The organism is Zunongwangia sp. L-65 (assembly GCF_056859415.1).
Map to the genome: position 1 here is coordinate 46,089 of NZ_JBSXOK010000080.1, position 20,181 is coordinate 66,269.

At 35.0% G+C, this 20,181-nt stretch carries 18 protein-coding genes; 10 read left to right on the forward strand and 8 right to left on the reverse strand.

The features are described 5' to 3' along the window. Positions 1-588 precede the first annotated feature (588 nt). From AC13DP_RS19670 to AC13DP_RS19690, 5 genes are all read right to left on the reverse strand, one after another. Positions 589-1,875 carry a DUF4374 domain-containing protein gene (locus AC13DP_RS19670; protein ID WP_347406801.1) on the reverse strand — a complete coding sequence of 429 codons (1,287 nt, stop codon included), beginning with the start codon at positions 1,873-1,875 and terminating at the stop codon, positions 589-591. Positions 1,876-1,899: 24 nt separating this feature from the next. Then, positions 1,900-4,266 carry a TonB-dependent receptor gene (locus tag AC13DP_RS19675; protein ID WP_483068331.1) on the reverse strand — a complete coding sequence of 789 codons (2,367 nt, stop codon included), beginning with the start codon at positions 4,264-4,266 and terminating at the stop codon, positions 1,900-1,902. A 74-nt stretch (positions 4,267-4,340) separates the two neighbouring features. Then, positions 4,341-5,924: a PepSY-associated TM helix domain-containing protein gene (locus tag AC13DP_RS19680; protein WP_339810308.1), complete on the reverse strand. Its 1,584-nt coding sequence runs from the start codon at positions 5,922-5,924 to the stop codon at positions 4,341-4,343. Between the two features lie 9 nt (positions 5,925-5,933). Next, positions 5,934-6,215, reverse strand: coding sequence for a hypothetical protein (locus AC13DP_RS19685; RefSeq protein WP_013071087.1), 282 nt, complete (start codon positions 6,213-6,215; stop codon positions 5,934-5,936). A gap of 2 nt (positions 6,216-6,217) precedes the next feature. Next, a complete protein-coding gene (locus AC13DP_RS19690; RefSeq protein WP_347406804.1) occupies positions 6,218-6,550 on the reverse strand; it encodes a hypothetical protein in 333 nt (110 codons plus the stop codon). A 546-nt stretch (positions 6,551-7,096) separates the two neighbouring features. Between AC13DP_RS19690 and AC13DP_RS19695 the strand changes: the two genes are divergently transcribed. Then, positions 7,097-7,243, forward strand: a complete 147-nt coding sequence (locus AC13DP_RS19695; protein ID WP_013071090.1) for a hypothetical protein — start codon at positions 7,097-7,099, stop codon at positions 7,241-7,243. A gap of 723 nt (positions 7,244-7,966) precedes the next feature. Here the strand turns inward: AC13DP_RS19695 and AC13DP_RS19700 are convergent. Continuing rightward, a complete protein-coding gene (locus tag AC13DP_RS19700; protein WP_339813244.1) occupies positions 7,967-8,623 on the reverse strand; it encodes a hypothetical protein in 657 nt (218 codons plus the stop codon). A 423-nt stretch (positions 8,624-9,046) separates the two neighbouring features. Between AC13DP_RS19700 and AC13DP_RS19705 the strand changes: the two genes are divergently transcribed. From AC13DP_RS19705 to AC13DP_RS19745, 9 genes are all read left to right on the forward strand, one after another. Further along, the gene (locus tag AC13DP_RS19705) at positions 9,047-9,247 is read left to right on the forward strand and encodes a hypothetical protein (RefSeq protein WP_339813245.1); all 201 of its coding nucleotides are present in this window, start codon (positions 9,047-9,049) and stop codon (positions 9,245-9,247) included. Positions 9,248-9,271: 24 nt separating this feature from the next. Continuing rightward, positions 9,272-11,212 (forward strand): ATP-binding protein, encoded by a 1,941-nt coding sequence (locus AC13DP_RS19710; protein WP_483068332.1) that lies wholly within the window; start codon positions 9,272-9,274, stop codon positions 11,210-11,212. Then, positions 11,213-11,872: a DNA-binding response regulator gene (locus AC13DP_RS19715; RefSeq protein ID WP_483068333.1), complete on the forward strand. Its 660-nt coding sequence runs from the start codon at positions 11,213-11,215 to the stop codon at positions 11,870-11,872. It begins immediately after the preceding gene. A 94-nt stretch (positions 11,873-11,966) separates the two neighbouring features. Further along, positions 11,967-12,098 carry a hypothetical protein gene (locus tag AC13DP_RS19720; protein WP_339814257.1) on the forward strand — a complete coding sequence of 44 codons (132 nt, stop codon included), beginning with the start codon at positions 11,967-11,969 and terminating at the stop codon, positions 12,096-12,098. A 367-nt stretch (positions 12,099-12,465) separates the two neighbouring features. Continuing rightward, on the forward strand, positions 12,466-12,720 hold the full coding sequence (locus tag AC13DP_RS19725; RefSeq protein ID WP_339814259.1) for a DUF4236 domain-containing protein: 255 nt from the start codon (positions 12,466-12,468) through the stop codon (positions 12,718-12,720). Continuing rightward, positions 12,717-13,121 carry a hypothetical protein gene (locus AC13DP_RS19730; RefSeq protein ID WP_013071096.1) on the forward strand — a complete coding sequence of 135 codons (405 nt, stop codon included), beginning with the start codon at positions 12,717-12,719 and terminating at the stop codon, positions 13,119-13,121. Before AC13DP_RS19725 ends, AC13DP_RS19730 begins: the two co-directional genes overlap by 4 nt. A gap of 2 nt (positions 13,122-13,123) precedes the next feature. After that, positions 13,124-14,383, forward strand: a complete 1,260-nt coding sequence (locus tag AC13DP_RS19735) for an ABC transporter permease (protein WP_339814262.1) — start codon at positions 13,124-13,126, stop codon at positions 14,381-14,383. Continuing rightward, on the forward strand, positions 14,384-15,292 hold the full coding sequence (locus AC13DP_RS19740; RefSeq protein ID WP_347406806.1) for a hypothetical protein: 909 nt from the start codon (positions 14,384-14,386) through the stop codon (positions 15,290-15,292). 11 nt (positions 15,293-15,303) lie between these two features. Next, a complete protein-coding gene (locus AC13DP_RS19745; protein ID WP_272957178.1) occupies positions 15,304-16,365 on the forward strand; it encodes a type I restriction endonuclease in 1,062 nt (353 codons plus the stop codon). A 773-nt stretch (positions 16,366-17,138) separates the two neighbouring features. Here the strand turns inward: AC13DP_RS19745 and AC13DP_RS19750 are convergent. Continuing rightward, positions 17,139-18,374, reverse strand: a complete 1,236-nt coding sequence (locus tag AC13DP_RS19750) for a YdcF family protein (RefSeq protein WP_483068334.1) — start codon at positions 18,372-18,374, stop codon at positions 17,139-17,141. Between the two features lie 139 nt (positions 18,375-18,513). Then, positions 18,514-20,178: a RagB/SusD family nutrient uptake outer membrane protein gene (locus AC13DP_RS19755; protein ID WP_483068335.1), complete on the reverse strand. Its 1,665-nt coding sequence runs from the start codon at positions 20,176-20,178 to the stop codon at positions 18,514-18,516. Positions 20,179-20,181: the final 3 nt, after the last annotated feature.

The following is a 20,181-nucleotide window of genomic DNA, read 5'->3' on the forward strand; positions in this document are numbered from 1 at the left end:
TATTGAGATCTGAAATTTTATAAAAAATTTCAGCATACTAAAGATGAAATATTCAAAATGTGTTTGTCAATACTATTGGGCAGATAATTTCACTATGGGATAGGAGAGAAGACAGGAAGCAAAAGGCGTGATTATTTTTTAGTTTTCGAAAAACAAAAACTTATTCTGATGTATTTCTGGATTTAAAAAATTTCCTCCAGATCTTTTTAATTATTTGTGTAAATCCATTCAGGTCTACAACTATCGTTCCTATGATAAATAGAATAAATAATAGAAACGTGAGGATATAAAAGTCAGCAGCTTGCAACTCATGCATGATTAATAACTATTTTTTGTCCATACTAAAGTATAAGTTCTAAATTATAAATTATCGCTTTAAGCTTATTAAAAAGTATTTAAATTATTAAGATATTAGAGTTTATTTTTTTGAAAGGTATTAAAAACTAGAGTAGTCATACAGGTACTGGAATAACCTGTCACAAGTTATGCCATATTGCAGACTATAGTGCTTATTATAATAGTTTAATCTTAAATATGGAGAAAATTATTCTCCATATTTAAGATTAATTTAAAGAGGTGAAAAAGCAATTACTCTTCAATATCTAATTTGCTTATCGCAGTAATGGTTCCTCCTTTAACCTCTATGCCCCTGGTCGCCATAGCAGTGGTAGCATCTATCTGATAAATATAACTTCCTGCTTCCGTAGTAACCCCAATATGAACGATATCATCTTCCACATAGTTATTTTGGCTGGTAATATTTGTAATATCAGATTCAGCTGGCATTCCTTCCACCCAGATAAGATTTTTATCATAGACGTTAACAATGGCCAATCGTTTTCCTGTTGTATATGCTCCTTTAGTGGCAACAGGGCTCATATTCAATACAAACACTCCATTTCCTACATAGGTCTGTTCAGTCATATAATATCCATTAGAAGCTTCTTCCAGATTAAAGAAATAAGATTGGTCAAATACTTCTTCTCCAGCCTTAATTCTTGTAATAGCAGATGGCTTTGTTGAACTTGCTTCTCCGTTAGTGGTGGCTACCGCAGATGAAAAAGCATAGATGTCACCGTTTTCAACAACTCCTAAGCCACTTGTAAAATAACGGCCAATAAAGCTGGTTCTATCATCTTCAATAATGGTTTCTAATTGCATTTCGGGGTAAGAGTATACCGCTATCCAAGCTTGGTCTGGATATTCAGTGCCGAAACTATCATTACAACAGGCTTTTACACTCATAAATGGAGCATATACCTGGTCACCAACCTGGGTCATCCAGGTAAAAAAGGCCAATTCATCATTATCAAGAATTTCTTTTGTATTTATTTGGCCTTCATCGACTATTTGTGTAGACTCCGTATCAAGACGATACCAGTAAGCAAAGGGAGCTGCAGAATTTCTGGAAATTTTAGTCATTAGAATTTCTTCGTCTACATTTGTAAATGATTGCACCGTTTCTGCCTGGAAATCGGAAATCATATCAAGTTTCCCCATAGCGTTTAACTGGTAGGTGGTTACCGCCCCAGGATTTCCTTGCCCGTATAATAAGCTAAAAAACTTATTATTATTTCTAATATAATATCGATAGGTTCCGTCTTGTTCAACTCCATTACCTACTAAGCTGATTTCTCCTGAGTTCAGACTTTCTAAGGCCAACAGATAGTCGGCTACTCCCTCCAGGGCATTTGGAGTTGCAGCTACCACATATCTGGATTCTATCTGTGAAGGATCTTCTGGATTTTCACCAGCACCCTGATCAGGGTTTTCTTCAGAATCCTTATCTGTATTTATAGGGGTATCATCGTCGCTACAACTAAAAATTGCAGTTGAAAATAAGAAGATTAAAAAATAACTTTTTACTTGTCTCATGGTCATATATTGATTTAAAATTGATTAAAAGGTATAGCTGATTTTCCCAGTAAAGCTTCTACCAGGTTTTTGTAAACTAAAATTATCATAGAGGTTTTTGTCTAGAATATTTCGAATTTCCAGTGTGAAACTAAAATGATCCATCATATAAGTTGCGGTAAGGTCATGCGACCATTGCTCAGGGATGCCATACTTCGTGTTGGCTGTTCCATAAGAGGGCCAATAGCGATAGAAAGCATGTACATACAACAAATTATAGCCCAGGCTCAATTGGTTCCCGGTATTCATTATATTGCTGAAATTGTAAGTAAGATTTCCGTTTCCGTAGAAATAGGGCATGTTGGGAATGCGGTCACGATACAATAAGCTTTCTGTACCATTTACATATTTTGTATTATTTCTTAAATTCTCGTAGGTAAGGTTCATTCCTGCAAGAAAGTTTTTATAGGTGTAATTGATTTGTAATTCACCTCCTAAATTGGTGACATCCTGAAGATTTTCCATGGTTTGTAATACCTGATTGGTATTCAACCTTGGACGTATAAAATCTTTAGCATCTCTATAGAATAAGGTGCCATCAAAATGTAAGCGATGATCATTGCTAAGTATAAACGAATAGGCAATCCCGAAGTTATAATTGTGACTGCTTTCCGGTTTTAAATCTGTATTTCCTTCCAGGGTGATGTTCCCATCTCCAAAAAGTTCATTACCTGTAGGCAATCGGTAACTCTTCTCGTAGGATGCCTTTAATTGAAGTCGATCATCAATAAAATAGGTCCCAGCAATCCCCCAGCCAAAATTATTAAGTTGGTTATATCGCTCAATTTCTATAGGATCATTGCTTCCGGATTCTCGATAGGATTGGATGAAGTTATTAACCTGATTATAATTTTTTGCGAATAGGGTGGTACTCCAGTCTTTTTGTTCTATTTGATAGCCAATACCAAGAACATTTTTAAATGATTTTCTTGGCGGGTTATAATTATTCTCTTCAGGGTTAAGCAGGTTTTCCTGTTTCCTGTCGAAACTGGTAAAAACATTACTAAGAGATAACTTTTGATGCTCATCTATTTTATAATTAAATGAAGCATTTACCAGTCCGTTATTATTTTGAAATCTCGAATGCGTATAGGATTGCTCCCCGCCGGGATTTCCATTACCCAGTTCTTTGTGGTGACCATACCAGTCATATCTGCGATTAACTGTATCAATTACCTGTTCTTTTCCCAGATTGTAATTAGCATTGATAGAGGCATCGAAACCGTCAACAAAAAGATCCTTTTTTTGATACTTTAAAGTAGGCATGATAATGTTGCTTCTTGAATGGCGTTGACCAAAAACCCGTACCAGCCGTTGTGCGGTTTGAATTTCGTTGTATACCTGCCCCAGAGTGATGCCAAAAAGAAGGCGATCTGCGTAGGATTTATTGATCACTCCAAAGCTTCCTATAAAAGTCTCATTATGATACTGGTCATGGAATCGTCGTACTTCCTGGTTACGGCTATAAGCTCCGGTATTCACATCTGCCACATCAACATTGACTTTATAATCATTATCGGAATAGTTTTGAAATGCATTGATGTTTACGATAATATCATTTTTAAAGACTTTAGTCATGTCGACATTGGTGCGATGTGTATTAAATGATCCGTAGGAATAAGAAAGATCTAATCGGTCTTTCTCATAAGTATTGGTGATGATATTAATCGCACCTCCCAAAGCATCGGCTCCTAAACCAACAGGCACTACACCTTTATAAATTTCTATACGCTCAGCAAGGTTTATAGGAATATTATTGAGTTGAAAAGCACTTCCGAAATTATCCATAGGAATACCATCAATAAAAATTTTAACCTGATTACCCCGAAAACCATTCATGGATAGGCTCATTCTTGATCCAACACCTCCACTCTCGCGCATTCGAATTCCCGAAGCTCTGTCCAGGGCATGAGCAACATCCAGCGTGCTGTTTTTCAATTTAGTAGCATCAATGACATCTACATTGTAAGCCAATGCTTCTATCTCCTGAATTTTATTTTTGCCAATAATCATCACTTCGCTGAGATTATAGCCCGTTTCCAGGGCTATGTCAAGTTGATAACTACTGGTAGCTTCCAAAATTATGGTTTCGGTATAAGTTTTAAATCCAATAAAACTGACTTTTATTTCTTGCGATCCGGTAAGGTTTGTTTTTAAATGATAGGCTCCAGTAAGATCACTTATTACTCCAGTTTTAGTACCGGCTAGGGAAATAGTGGCTCCGGCAACCGGATTACCATCTTGATCAGTAATGGTTCCATAAACCCCATTCTGATATTGTTGAGCAAGTACAGGAATAAACCATATTGATATAAGGTTAAAAAAGATAATAAGAAAATATTTTTTATTCATTTAATTTTTATTAAGACTAATTATAAATAATTAATTAAAAAAAACTGTGGTTATCAAATAAGGTATTGAATAAATTAGGTTAAAATCGTTGTGGGAGCAATAGAGCGTTTTTTCATTTTTAGAAGAACCGCAAAACTTGTTAAAGCAGTGAGTAACCAAAAAATATCAACAACCATAATTTGATGATAACCTTTGCCTGCCGCGATCCATAACCAGTTTCCGGTAATAATCCCGTTACTCACAGGTACAAGTAGGCTTAGTAATCCTCCTATTAAAAGACAGGCTTTATTCGTAAAGTAATTATTTCTGCGAACTAGAAAGAAGATCACCAGGGCAAGCCAACTATAAAAGAACACAGGATAAAGTACTTCCCGTCCACCCATTTGATGGGTTAATTTCATAACAACAAAACTGAGTGCCGTAACCGGGAATAAGGACAGACAGGAGGCAGTATAGACCTGTACCAGCCAAAAATTAAATTTCCGTTTGTAAGGTGAGATATTCTTTTTGTTCCGTGCAACAAGCCAGATATGCACACCTGATAAAATGACGAAGCAGGTAATAAAGCCCAGAACAAGATAAATAAGTTTGAGTCCGTATCCCCCAAAATCACCATAATGCAGTCTTCTTAATATATTAAATGCACCGGCAGCATAACCGCTGGGTTGGTCGATTGATTTTTCGGCTATAACCGATCCGTCTGCCAAATAGGTTCTATAGGCTTTATTTCCCAGGGAGTGGTGAAAACCGGGGGAGCCCGTAACGCTTACATACATCCCTTTATCCCCATAATTACTAATGTTTAACTCATCTATTATTAGGTCAGGCCATTTTTCAAGCGTATTATTAACCATCTGGTTGATTGATGCCTGGTTTTGAAGACGTTCTCCCTGAAAATCTATATTAACCGGTTCTTTCAAACTCAGTATTTCCTCGATATGTTCGGGTCGATTTTCAAATATATATTCTTGAACCGGAGGGAGCATAACCGTATAGCCTATAATAAGATAGCAGCCGGTGACAGCAAACATAAATTGATAGGGAAGACCGATCATTCCAAGAGCGACATGGGCATCTGTCCATATCGTTTTCCATTTGGCTTTTGGGCGAAAGACATAAAAGCTTGAAACAATTTTTTTCCAGTGGACGATAACTCCTGTGATGACGGCGAAAAGGAAAAAGAAAGCTACTAGTCCAGCCAGTAAATATCCTGATCTTCCAAAGAAATTTAATTGGGCAAAGAAGTGCAGACGGTAAAAGAACTCGCCCAGCGAGTAATTTTCCATGTAATCCTTTTTATCAAAGGAATCCATATCCATATAAAAATAATTCCCGCCTCTTCCCAGCACTTCATCAACAATGCTGGTATCTTTGGATGCTGTGAATGTTGTGGTCACCCGGCGTTCAAAATAGCGGTGAGAAAAGGTGATATCTCTTCCGTATAATTCCTGATCTTCGGCCATGTTGTTCAGAGCCTGGTCAAAATCGATAGTATTAAAATAATTTTCCTCAATAGGTTGATTTCGTTGCCAGGCATTGATCTCATCCCTTAAAAAGGCAATAGAACCGGTAAAGAAAATTACATACAATAGCGCACTGATGATGATTCCACTGATGGTATGAGTGTGGAAGAATATATTATATAAACGTTGTGACATACAAAAACTTTATGGGATGAGAATAAAAACGCTGAGTAGAACAATACTGCTTAACAAATAGATTCCTAAACATTTTAATCCGCTTTTAGGAATAAATGCCAGGATCATCAGGCATGCCCAAAGGATAAAACCGGCAAACTGGAGACTAACTAGAGCAGCCGGTTCATTAATACATTTAACCAGGATCATAAAAAATAACTCGGTTATAACATAACCTCCTGCAAAACCGGTTACGATCTTTAAAATACGATGGAATGGGGATTTTGTAAGATGTTTTTTATTAGCTGGCATGATTAAAAAATAAAAAATTCCACGATGAAAGAGATAAAAAGTAAAGTGACCAATACTGGCCATTTAAAAAACTGAAGTGGAGCTGTTAATACGACCAGGCTTAGTATACTCATTAAGATGACCAGGCCACCAAAAATTCCACTTCCAGTGCCCATATTTATTATGGCAATAATTATGGAAAGTAAAATGAATGATCCTCCGATAATGCGGGCTAGTTTGCGGTTTAAGGAAATCCATTCGACCAAATTATTATTTTCCATAATCATCGCTTTTTGGGAGGAATAGTAACAAACTAATACACCTGCAAGCATCAATAATATGATTAGGGTGTTCATTTTACTTAGGTTTTCGGTTTATTAAGAGCAAATGTATTAATTTAGATTTAATAAAAATAAAAATAAAAATTATTTAATTTTTATTTTTATTATTTAAGATCTTTAAGAATAGGTAGTTGATGGTTTCTATTGTTTTTAATTGCTTCGTTCAATATTAATTTTCACTACTATTTTTTAAAACGTTTTTGTATCGTTGTGCTTTATGAAAAGCTGGCTGAATAATCTAAAAATCAAAATCCTGGAGAAAGGTATTACGAAAATTTCCATCAGTTTCGTAAGACTTCCTGACTTTAGTATAAATAATTAGCTGTGATACGTGTTCGCTGACCAGTGAATATTTTTAAATATTAAAAATGGGAATTCCTTGTTATCCAAGGGTATTAAAAGTTCTAGTCCAGATCTATCCGGATTGATTGGAATCTTTTGTAATAAAAGGCTTCTCTATATGATAAGCTTTTTGGCTTATTCTCTTGTCATTTACGGCAAACCGTAAGGCTGTACTCGTTGTTTGTTGTAACTTTTTATAATAAATAAAATCATTTTATTATGGCGGTAAAACATACACCAACCGGAATTGTACACATTGGTCAAAAAGGAGGGATCACTGGATGTGGGACGGATACCAAAGAACATTCAAATCACTGGTCTAATACCTCAGAGAAGATCACATGTACTAAAAATGGATGTCATTAGCATCACAATCATTTATGAAATCATCTGGCAGTTAATTTATTATCTGCCAGATTTTAAAACTTTGCAATGAAAAATATTTTACAACTTTCAGTGTTATGCGTCCTACTTATAGCAATTACCTCCTTTAGTGCACTGTCATCCTGTGCTGAAGAGACAGAAACTACGGCTTATCTCTGTAAAGGAAAATATAGTAAAAAGTATCACTATAATAAGAATTGCAGGGGACTTAGCAACTGTTCTACGGCCATTTATAAAACTACTTTGGATAGTGCGAAAAAATCAGGCCGAAAAATATGCGGTTTTGAAGATTAGTATTTGAATTTCAAGGTTTTAATGTTCAAAGTTTAAAATTTTCAAATTACAGTAGACATTATACAATATACCGGTATTTATCAGCATACAGCTTTCAGCCAATTCAAAATTAAAAATTAAACAATTCCTGCTTCCTGACATTACAACCAGCACATTAATTCATTTTCAAATTGCCAAATGAACACATTGTCAAATCAGCTAGTTTCTAACAGCAAAGCGGTCTAATTTCTAACTTCTAAATTAAAAAAGATCTCTCCGCAGGGTCGAGATGACGGTAGCGTTCAAAGTTCAAAGTTGAAAGGTTGAAGGTTCAAAAGTTGTTGTATTGAGAAGTATGTTTTCAGTATGCAATATAGAATCTACAGCTCTTCAAAATTTAAAATTTTACCTTGATAGAACTACTAATTCTCCTTACTTATTCATCACGTGGGTTTGGATGATATATGGGGTAATTTGTTTTACTGTTTGTTCTGTTTCCGGATTGATGCCTGGTGCTGTATAATAGGTCAGCACGTTATTTTCTTTATCGTACCATATTTTTGGCTTTCCGTTTGGAGCAAAGAATTCTGTATCAGGATTTACTTCTACTTCTCTAAAGTTTTCAAAACGATATTCATTCCATTCTTCCTCTGAAGGTTCTCCACTACATGTAGAGACCTCAAAGTGGTCTTCCATCCAAACCATACATTTTTCCCGACCGGTTGAAAAGCCCAAATAACCAATCCCAAAAAGAACAGGGAAGATGACTAATAGAGTGGTGAGGACTTTCTTTTTGTTTTTCACTTTTAAGGATATGGGGCTTTCCACTTCCTCAGTCTGATCTTCTTTGTGTTGGGTGATTAAATAATCCTGGTAGGATGTATAACCAAGATAAGTAGCCAGTTGGTTTTTCTTCTCTCCGTTGGGAGTTGTTTCTCCATTATAATAGCGTTCCAAAGTTTTACCTGAGATTTGAAACCTTTTTTCTTCCATCAAATAATCCGAAATATGTTCGGCCCACTTTCTTAAACTTTCTTCTCCAGATTCCTCTTTAGCTTTTTTAAAAATTTCTTGTAAAAATTGTTCCATAAGATACTTTTTTAGTGGTTATTCAAAATTATAATTTTCCTCGTAAAAACCTAAAAATCAGACTCAAATCATTGCTTTTTAACTGAGACATTTTTGTCCCATCGACCTGTCTTTTTACTGTCCCAATTTTGTCCTGTTTTGTCTGGTTTTGTCCTGGATCTGTCTCAATTTTTTGCTGCTTCTCATCACATCTTTGTGCTGTAATCGAAAGAGAACCGGGCTTTGCAATCCTGGTACCGCGCAGCTTTCGATTATAGAAAGTTCAATACGGCTTGTGAAAGTCACTGGGAAGTAACTTCTCGCGGTCGTACTGCTTTCCACTTCCCAAATATAGGCCTCAAAAGCCTATTCCAATTACGGATTGTCGTAAAGCGGGGCTTTAGCCTCCAGGACATTCTATGTCAAATTTTTAACAACAAAGTGATGAAAAAAGCAATTTTATTTTTATGCATATTAGGTGCAAACATGGCATTTATTGCCTGTACCGATGATAGTTTAGCTGATATCAATGAATTTAATGAGACCTATGCCGATGGCACGGATGATGACCCGGGAGATGGAGGAGGATCGACCGGGGAAGATGGGCAAATAATTCCACCCGCAGATCCGCCAGGAAGTAATTAAATTTCCAAAAAAGCGCTGCATTTTATGCGGCGTTTTTTATTTTTAGAAATGAAAAATTTCGATTTTATAATTTTTTCTTTCTTATTTATTGCTTCTACTAGTTGTGATAAAAAGATGAGCCTTAGCAAAAGTCCTAGAACCGACTCTGCTTATTTCTATTTCTCGAAAGGGAAATTAGCTGATAAAGTTTCCGATAAAATTGCCTATTTCAATGAAGCTCTTCAACACCTTCAGGATAAAAACGATACGCTTCAACCGATTTTATGGGATTATAAAATCTATTATCATGATTTGTTAAAGGAGTATGACTCTTCTCTTTTCTATGCAAATAAACTAATCCAAAATGGAAAAAAGGAAGTGGATACACTCGAAGTTGCTAAAGGCCATTATAGAAAAGGAAAAACAAATATTTATCTGAAAAATTATATAGAAGTACTTAGAAATATGTATACTTCACAGTATTTATATTTATTGTACGGTGACAGTCTTAATGCAGGAAAAAGACTAGTTGAATTAGGTATAGCACAATATAACTTGGGAGATTTTAATGGGAGTCAAGTTAGTCAGGTTAAAGCATTAATATTATTGGAAAGTTATAAAGATTCAATTTATCTATCCAGCATATATAGCAATTTAGCGAGCTCGTATAGACAACTTTCAGATATGGATGAAGCAATAAATGAGTATAAGCAAGCTTTGAAGTATACTGCTTCCCGGTTGGATAGTTTAATCATTTTAAATAATATAGGAAATATTTATTCCGATAACGGAGACCTAAAGAAAGCACTTTCAATTTTCGATTCAATACTGCCTAAAAGTTTTGAAAGTCAATTAGACTACAGGATTGCTGATAATTATTACTTTACTTTATGGTTAGAAGATAAAAGTGATGTATCTGATAATTTAGAAGAAATTCTAGATAAACGTAGGATAAAAAGGGACATAGAAGGTCAGATGTCCAGTTATGATCATCTTATTCGCTACTATTGGGATATAAAACCTGAAAAGGCTTTGGGATACTCTTTCAAATATGTTGATTTGGCAAAAAAAATTAAAAATACTTCTGATGAGAAAAGAGCTTTGAAATATTTGATAGAACTCGCTCAACCTGTTCAGGCACGTGAATATTCAATGCGTTATATAAAACTTACTGATAGTATTGCAGATGTAAAAGATCACGCTAAAAATGTATTCGCGAAAATCAAATATGATGAGGAACAAAAGCTAGAGCAGATCGAAAGCCTGGAAAAACAATCTGCGCAGCAACAAATCGCCTTATTAAAATCTTCTAATCAGCGAAATATCGCTATTTTTATAGGATTACTTATTATTGGAGCCAGTGCATTTGTTATCTACTATATACGCCAAAAAGCTAAAAAGAAGCGAATTCGTGAGATTCATAAAACCGAAGCCAGGATTTCTAAGCGTCTACATGATGAATTGGCGAATGATCTCTATAGGTTAATGACCGCCCTTGAAAATCTTAATGCGCCGGAAAAAATAGAGTTATTGGATAAATTAGAGGATATTTATTTTCGCACCCGTGATATTTCTCGTGAAAATTTACCGGTAAAGACCGATCAGGACTATCCTAATGAAATACAGGAAATGCTTTCTCAAATGACCCCAAAATCGGCACGCATCTACTTAATAGGCATTCAGGAGGTGAACTGGGATAAAATAAGTGAAGAAGCTAAAATCACTATTTTTAGGATGCTACAGGAACTGATGGTGAATATGAAAAAGCATAGTAAGGCAAGTATTATCAGTTTTAATTTTAAGATTGAAAATTCTAAGTTACAAATCAATTATAACGATAATGGTGTTGGCTTACAACCTAATGCTTTAAAAAAAGGTAAAGGATTGGACAATGTGGAAAACCGTATGGAAAGTATTGGCGGTTCTTTTAAATTTCAAACGGGAAACCACGGTGGTTTTTCTGTAGAACTTATAATACCCTTTTAAATGTTTCAAAAAATCCTGATAGTAGAAGATTTTGATAGTACATATAAATCTTTAAGCACTTTTTTACAAACCATAGGGCAGCCTAAAATAGATGTTGCTACTTACTGCGACGAAGCATATCTTAAATGTAAAAGGGCGGCATTAGATCGAGAACCTTATGATTTAATAATCTGTGATTTATCTTTTAAAGCCGATCATCGAGATGAAAAAATCACTTCTGGAGAAGAACTTTCCATACTTCTTAACAAAGAACTACCAGATTTAAAAATTATTATTCATTCTATGGAAGATCATCCTTCGCGAATACGAAAGCTTAAGCCCTACATTAATGGCTATGTATGTAAAGGGCGTAAGGGTATGGAATATCTTAAAATTGCTATTGATGAGGTTAACAAAGGAAAATTCTATCTTTCGCCCAATCTCGAAGCAGCGCTTAACCAGTCTAATATCAAAGAACTTACCAACTATGAAACTCAATTATTAAGATGTCTGGCAGAGGGTTATACCCAGGATCAAATTTGCGCCGAATTTATGCAAAAAGGCTTAAGCCCCGGCAGTAAAAGCGCTATTGAAAAACGCATAAAGGAGTTAAAAGACGAATTTGGCGCCAAAACCAATGCGCAATTAATAGGTATTGTACTTTCATTACAATTAATCTGAAGACCAGTTGATTATAAAAAAAGTAGCTTCTTACGGTAATCCGTAAGGTTCTGATAATCAATAGTTATAATTTTATCCTATTAAAACCTTAAATATGATGAAATTATTATTAGCCTTCAGCTTTTTATCGATTTGCTGCCACAGGATGGCAGCAGCATCCCTTAAAGAATCGGTAACCCGTCTTCGAAAGAATACGGGTGGTGCAATCTATATGAGTTCAACTTAAGAAAATTTAGGAGGACGAGAGAAATCTTCAAAGATTTTGTACCGAAGCTTCCATGGGTCTATCATTTCTATACGATTACTGGAAAATTCACTTTATGATACAAAATACCCACAAAAAGCTTATCCGTTTCATACCTCGTGGGTTTGCTTAGGGATTCCTGATTGACCGCAATATTTTGCTATAGCTTGTTTCTCAGGGAGTAATTGTGCCTGTAACAGTTATGTATGAAAGTAGGCTACAATCAACTATCAAATACCACCTAACTAACAGACTTGTGCTATTAAGGTTTTCTGAAGCTTTATCTATTGTGGTAAGGGACTGGTTTCGAATCAATAATTGTTTTTTTATTATCAATACGTATGAGATTATGGGACTAAGAATACATAAACGAATTAATCTTGGAAAGGGTGTAGGTATCAATATTAGCAAATCCGGTATTTCACCCAGTATACGCACCAAACGTGGAACATTAAGTACAAAAAGCTTTTCGGTACGTACAGGAATTCCGGGACTAACCTATAGGAAAACATTTTCAACCGCTAAAGGTAAAGGCTGCTTACTTCAGGTGCTTATTTTCTTTGGCATACTCACTTTTCTAACTTATAAACTATCAAGCCTATGAACACTACTATTTCTACTGAACTTAAAAGTCATTTTTTAAGACTTTACCAAATGGCCCTAACTGATGACAAGTTTGACGTGATGGAATTAAAAACCCTCTATCAATTTGCGGAAGAACGAAACGTTCCTAAAGAAGAACTGGATCGTTTGCTTTTAAATCCCGTAGATCATACGTCTAGTATTCCAAAGGAGGTAACAACACGTATTGAATATCTATATGATCTGGCTTTTATGATCCTTGCTGACGGTGTAATCACAGAAGATGAACGCAATACCCTGAAGAAGTACTGTAAAAAGTTTGAATTCCTGGACGAAAATATTGATGAACTCTGTGAATACTTATTGGATTGTGTACAGCAGCATATTACCAAAGAAGAAATTATAACCAACCTTAATCTTTAATTATGGCCATCAAAAATTTATTTGCAGTTCGTAATACTGCAGAGCAAAAGGAAGAAGCATTACCAAAGGAGGATAAAGAACAAATCCGTATTACCTATTATCAGAGTGGGTTTGCAGCCTCTACCAAAACGTCTGGAAAACCAATTGTTTTACAGGCCTGTCTACAAAATCTGTTTGCGAGTTTTGAAGATCAATGCAGGAGACAGGAATTAGAACAGGAGAAATTAAAACAACCCTATAAAGAAGAGCAGGAACGTTTGCGTACGGAGCTTAGAAAACTGGAAACAGGTTTATCAATTTTTGAAGAAAAAGATCTTCAAAATAATCAGCATATCGAGAAGCTACATAAAGATATGATTGATGTAAAACATGATCCCGAAAAATATGGAGTAGAAGCAGATAAACGGCCGAAAGCTCAATTTTATATAGGATTACTGGTGTTGCTTCCTATCACGTTATACTTATTAGTGTTTTATGTATCGGCATCTTACTCTGCTTTTTTTAAAGAGTTTACTATTGATGCTTTAGTCGCGGCCATTTTTGATAAAGATGCTTTTACCAATGCTTTTAATGATAGCTGGCTGGAAGGAATTTTAGTAACTACCATTCCGTTTGTTTTTATGGGGTTAGGTTATTTGATCCACATGATGCAAAAGGGGAGAGGTATTTTAAATTATCTGAAATTAACAGCTCTATTGCTGGTGACCTTTGCCTTTGATGCATTGTTGGCCTATGCTATAGAGCAGAAAATCTATGATTTCAATAAAACCCTTACCGATCCTCCATATGATCTAAGCATTGCGCTTTTTGAAGCACAGTTTTGGATGATCATTTTTGCAGGTTTTGTGGTCTATATTATCTGGGGGCTTGTATTTGATTTTATCATGAAGGAATATGAAAATCTGGATAAAATCAAAGTATTTATTCAGAATAAGAAAGAAGAAATTAAGAACCTACAACGGGTTAAGGAAGAAATGGGGGAGAAGCTTTCTGAATTTAGAAATCAGATCATAGAGGTGAAAGGAAAAATTGCAGAGATTCAATCCAAGATCAATGGATTCATTTTTCCAATTAAAGAATACCTGCTTTACCATACCCAATATAAAGAAGGATGGTTTCAGGCGATAATGACCGAAATCGCACTTCCTTCAAACAAAAAAGAGGAATTGTTGCAGTCCTGTGAGGACATGGCAGATCTTCACTTAAAAGAAATGAAACTAACCGATAACGATTTTCAACATCTCGTTTATTCAAAAAATTAAATGATGAAATCACTACGATATTTAAGTATAATTTTTGTGGTTCTGGCTTGTAAGTCGGAACCAGAATCAGAAACCTCGTCAGTTCAACCTAAAAAAGAGGAGAATCAAGCTATAACTTCAAATTCCGCAAAAAATTTAAATGTGAGTTTGTTACTGGATCTGTCTGATCGTATTAACCCAGAAAAATATCCCAATCCCAGTATGGAATATTATCAACGGGATGCTGCCTATATCCAAACAATAGCCAATGCCTTTAAAGCGAACGTGCAGCAAAAGAAAATCATTTTAATCAATGATCAAATTCAATTGTACTTTGCCCCCGAGCCATCGAATCCTGAAATTAATACCATTTCTAAAGATTTAAAATACAGCTTTAATAAAGCGAATATTAGTAATGAGAACTTAAGGCTTTTTGAGCAACATTATAAAGAGCTACCCACAAAAATTTATGAACTTGCGATTTTGGATGATCATTATGTAGGATCGGATACCTGGAAGTTTATGAACCAGAAAGTTAAAGATTACTGCATTGCAGAGAACTACCGGAATTTATTGGTGATTCTCACCGACGGATACATTTATCATAAGGATAATCTTAGGAAGGAAGGAAATCAAACAACTTATTTAACACCAGAGTATATTCGCAATAATCGTTTAATAGAGAATAACTGGGAACAGAAATATGAAGAGAACAACTATGGGTTTATTCCGGCAACTAACAATCTTGATAATTTAGAAGTGTTGGTACTGGGAATCAATCCCGATCCTAAAAATGATTTTGAGGATGATATCATCAAGCGTTATTGGTCTGACTGGTTGGAATCCATGGGTGTAGCTCATTATAAAATATATAATGCCGATTTACCTTCTAATATGCAACAGGTAATTACAAAATTCATTCAATCTTAAGAGTTAAAACTATGGAACTACATACACAGTTAAAATCATTAGCAACGAAAGTCGATAAATTAAAAGATCAGATTACCAATGAGGAATCTACCAAACATGCTTTCGTACTTCCATTTATTAATATACTGGGCTATGATGCCTTTAATCCCATGGAAGTTGTACCGGAGTTTACTGCGGATATTGGTATGAAAAAAGGAGAAAAAGTAGATTACGCGATCTATCAAAATGGGGAACCTATTCTTATTGTTGAATGTAAACACTGGACATCATCTTTAGATGTACATAATTCAGCTCAGCTTTTTCGCTATTTTCATGTCACTAAAACGCGATTCGCATTGCTTACCAATGGAATAACGTATAAGTTTTATACCGATCTGGAGGATGCCAATAAGATGGATGAGAAGCCATTTTTTCAGTTTGATATTACAGATTTAAAAGAGTCTACGATTAAAGAAATTGAGAAATTTCATAAATCAAACTTTGATATCAGTAAGATCATTGATAATGCAAGTACCCTTAAATATACCCGGGAACTTAAAGGGGTTATTGAAAATGAAATGACCACACCATCCATAGACTTAGTTAAGCTTTTAGCCTGTAAAGTCTATAGTGGAAGAATGACTGCCAGTGTCGTCGAAGAGTTTACAGAAATTCTAAAGCGTGCATATTCGCAATTGATTAGTGAAAAAGTAAGCAATAGACTATCGACAGCATTAAGTAAAGAAGAAGCGGTACAGAATGAAGAAGTGCACGAGGAGGTAGAGAAACCTTCAAAAATAGAAACAACCGAAGAAGAGATTGAAGGGTATAATATAGTCCTGGCCTTATTGCGTAAAGAAGTAGCTAAAGATCGAATTGTATATCGCGATACCCAAAGCTATTTTGGGATCTTACTGGATAATAATAATCGAAAACCTATTTGTAGATTACACCTTAACGGTGGTATAAAGTATATTAGTACCTTTCATGATGATCGCAAAGAAGAAAAAGTGAAAATGGAAAGTATTGATGACATTTTTAATTTTGAAGAACAATTATTAATGACAGTAAAGAATTATGATTTAAATGAGTAATTGCTTTCTCAGCTAAGACTATAAAACTTTTATTTAAAAGTCAATTTTAGAATCATAAATAGCCATTGGCTTTATACACACAATTTCCCGTTGTCTTTATTTTCATTTTAAAAAATGAGACAATATCCTATCGCAATGATTATTGATAACGTAAATTCTAAAAAGATTTTCGCATTCATACCTCGTGGTCTTCCACGAGGTTTTTGATTTATAATAATTTGGAGGCCAGCAGGCTTATGAACATTTTAGCATCCATGCTTTTTATATGAGGGTCATATGCGTGAGGCGATCCAAAATTTTGTTATATCTGAGAGGATACAAAGAATTATACTTTAATTCATTTTAAGTTAAGATTATCTGATTTGTCATTTATCGTTAATGGCTTAAAAATAATGATCAGCTTTATAGGTTTACCCAGGTATATAATGTTACCGGTTTTTTGCCGTCGCTATAATTAAAAAGCAGTCATTCGTATTTTTTCCAGTTATGTACTACTTAATTTTTGTAATGTTAGATCCTGGGATATCGTCGTAAAATAATCTCTCACAAATTTTATAAATATCTGAGGGTGAAAGTTCTTTCTCTTTTACCCTCAGTCTATAAAAGCACTCTTCTATTTTTTTCCATTAAATTATAGTAAATCACATGCTTATTACTTGCTGTAGAACTTTATTGAGTATGGAGTGAATATTCCAGTTGCATATTGTTTTACAGGATAAGCTATTTAAAGATCCCGGACTGTCCCCCTAATAATTAGTTTATAAACTTTTTATTTAAGGATCTAAAGGTTCTGTAGGGTTTTGTTGTAATGAATTTTTAAGCGGTTGAAATTCAATAGTAGTGTCATTAATTCTACTCATAATTAGAGCTGGTAAATACCCTAGCTCTTCTATACATCGATTCTTGAAGTTGTTGCTACTTACGTATTGACTATGACTGTTATTTGTAACGACCAGATGCGCTTTATCCAAAGGGACATCATATTTTGAGTATAATCTACTGGCATTCCTTAGGTTTGTTGTAGTATGCCTGGCATGGGGTTCTATAATAATTCTGTTTTCAGGAATCTGATATTCTTTCATTAGTTCTTTCTTCATTTCTATAGCTTCACAATATTTTGCCCTAAAAGGATGGGCATGTCCTCCAGAGACTACAATCAGTGGTACCTTGGCCTCAAGATACGCTTTTACACCAAGCTTTATATTCAATTTTCCTAGAGCAGACAAACGATCTGTATAATTTTCAGGACCATTACCTAAAATTAAAATGGAAGCATATTTGAAATGAGCAAAATCAATATTCTTTATATGTTCCACTGTTTTTCTGTTTTCCAATTCTTCAAGAGGTTCATATCTGGCAGCTTCATCGCGATGATTCAGATAAAGTAAGGATAATGCAAAATTTAGGGAAGGATTAAACCAAAGATCTTTTTCTTTTACTTCCAGAGCCATATGATCACTCCACATCGCTATTGCCCCTTTATAAGAATCAGATTTTACATTATAGGAAACCGAATCTATAGCGGCATATTGTGGATGTTCGCCCATTCCGTAGACTTTTAGAATATGGTTAATCCCTTCAGCATTAAGGCTCCATATATTTTCAATCAATTCTTTTGCTTTTAGTTTATCATATAAAATATAGGCGCCTGAATTTCGAATATCATTTTCTATAAAATTTTTAAATTTGGGAGATTCCTTATAGATACGATTTAAATGATCGCTTATTTTTTTAGAATCTTCCTCGCTTATTAAATAAGGATAGATAAGACTGTGCAGATCATTTTCTTTCTTTTCTAGAGTTTGGGCTATCTGCTTTTTTTGTTCCGATAACAATTTTAAAAGCGATCTATCCTTATTCAATACTTCTTTTACCTCTCTATTATTTTCAATAGCGTGTAAAAAGTAAAAGTTTTTTTTAGATAAAGTATGGTAAACCTCAGGATTTTCCTGAGCAAAACTACCCGTATAATTAAGTAATAAAGCTATAATTAAAATGTATTTCGTCATACCAATAAATTTAGGTAAAACATTTACTTTTCGTTAAGCATTTGTCCTACCGTTTCTAATTCTACAATAAGATTCGATGAATATAAAATAAAAACAGGGGCCTGTTAAAAACCCCTGTTCAAATCAAAAATAAATCAAACTAATACCCTTTATTCTGGGTAACTAAACCCTCTTCAATACCATCGATATACGCTTGTGGTATTGGCATATATTCATTTTTATCTGATGTAAAACTGGCATTGGATAAATGTGTTCTTCGGGTTTTTTCTACCTCAAGGTAATCGCTAATTACTTTATCGGCAATGCCCCAGCGAACAAGATTAAAAAATCGATGACCTTCTAAAGCTAGTTCTAATCTGGACTCTGTTCGTACCGCATCTCTGGCTACACTTTTATCGGTCCATGGTGTCTTATAAAGTTCAATTTCGTAATTCGCAGCATCATTAGAACCGTCTAAGGTTTTTACGTAAGCTGAGTTTTTAGCTCTTTCCCGTATTTGATTTATCAATTGGCGTGCTTCTTCGAGCTTTCCTAATTCTACTGCGGCTTCAGCTCGCCAAAGAATAACTTCTCCAAACCTAATGATGTAATAGTTTAGCGCACTAACATAAGGCCAAACTTCTAAGTGATAAGGAGAGTTGGCAGAAACAATTCTTTTTTTAGGCCCAAATGCTCCATAGGTGGCCAGATCTCTGGCCCAATCTGCCTGGTAAAGAATATCAAGATCCTTATAAGGTATATCCGGTCTACCAATTGTAATATCTATCCTCGGATCCACAGGATCGGTATCGGTTAAATTTTCGTTACTGTTTGCGGGTAAACCTTCAGCAGTAACTTTAAAAGCATTAACCAGGTTTTGTGACGGTCTGTGAAATCCGTACTGCGCATAAAACGGTCCTCCCGGAGCTAATAGACGATCACCTATACTTCCGTTATAATTGCTTGGCTGCCCATCATTAATACTCTGTTGAACTGCAAAAATTACTTCTTTATTGTTATCATTTTCAGGTAAGAATAATTCCTGAAAATCGTCCATCAGTCCATAATTACTATTCATAACAGCGGTGGTAGCATCGTAAGCTAATTGCCATTCGCCTTGAAACAAATAGGTTTTTGCTAAATAAGCCTGAGCAGCAATATTGGTAGGCCTTCCTACTTCAGTTTGAGTTTCAGGTAAAACTTTACCTGCAGCTTCAAAGTCGGCTTCAATTTTATTCCATAATTCTTCAGAAGTAAATTCGGTATTTGATTTTGCATAATCTTTTACTTCTGCTGCCGTCTCATCAATATAGGGAATATGATTGTAGATTTTTTTTAGTTCAAAATAATAATGTCCTCGCAAGAATCGTAATTCAGCTTCACGTTGAATTCTTAGGTTTTCATCAAAATCTTCTGAAGCCGCTAAAAGCCGCATGGCCTCGTTCACTCTTTTTACACCTTCATATAATGCCATCCATTTACGTTCGATATCCAGTGTGGTAGGATTGGTATTGAAAATTTCCATCTGATGAATATTGTTTTGGTCACCAGTACCTCCACCACCTTTATAAGCATCGTCCGAAATAACATCACCAAAGCTCCAATTTGAAGCCGGGGAGTTATAAGCATTTGAAGCACCATCAAATTGTCCGTTTAGGACGCTGTAGGCTGAAATTATAGCTCGCTCCACATTGTCGGGATTGGTCATTTCATCAGGGGCAACTTCCCCATAAGTTACTTCATCCAAATAATCGTCAGAGCAGGATAGGGTGCTTATACCAATAAAGACAAGCACGAGTTTTAAAATTCTAGAATTAATTTTCATTTT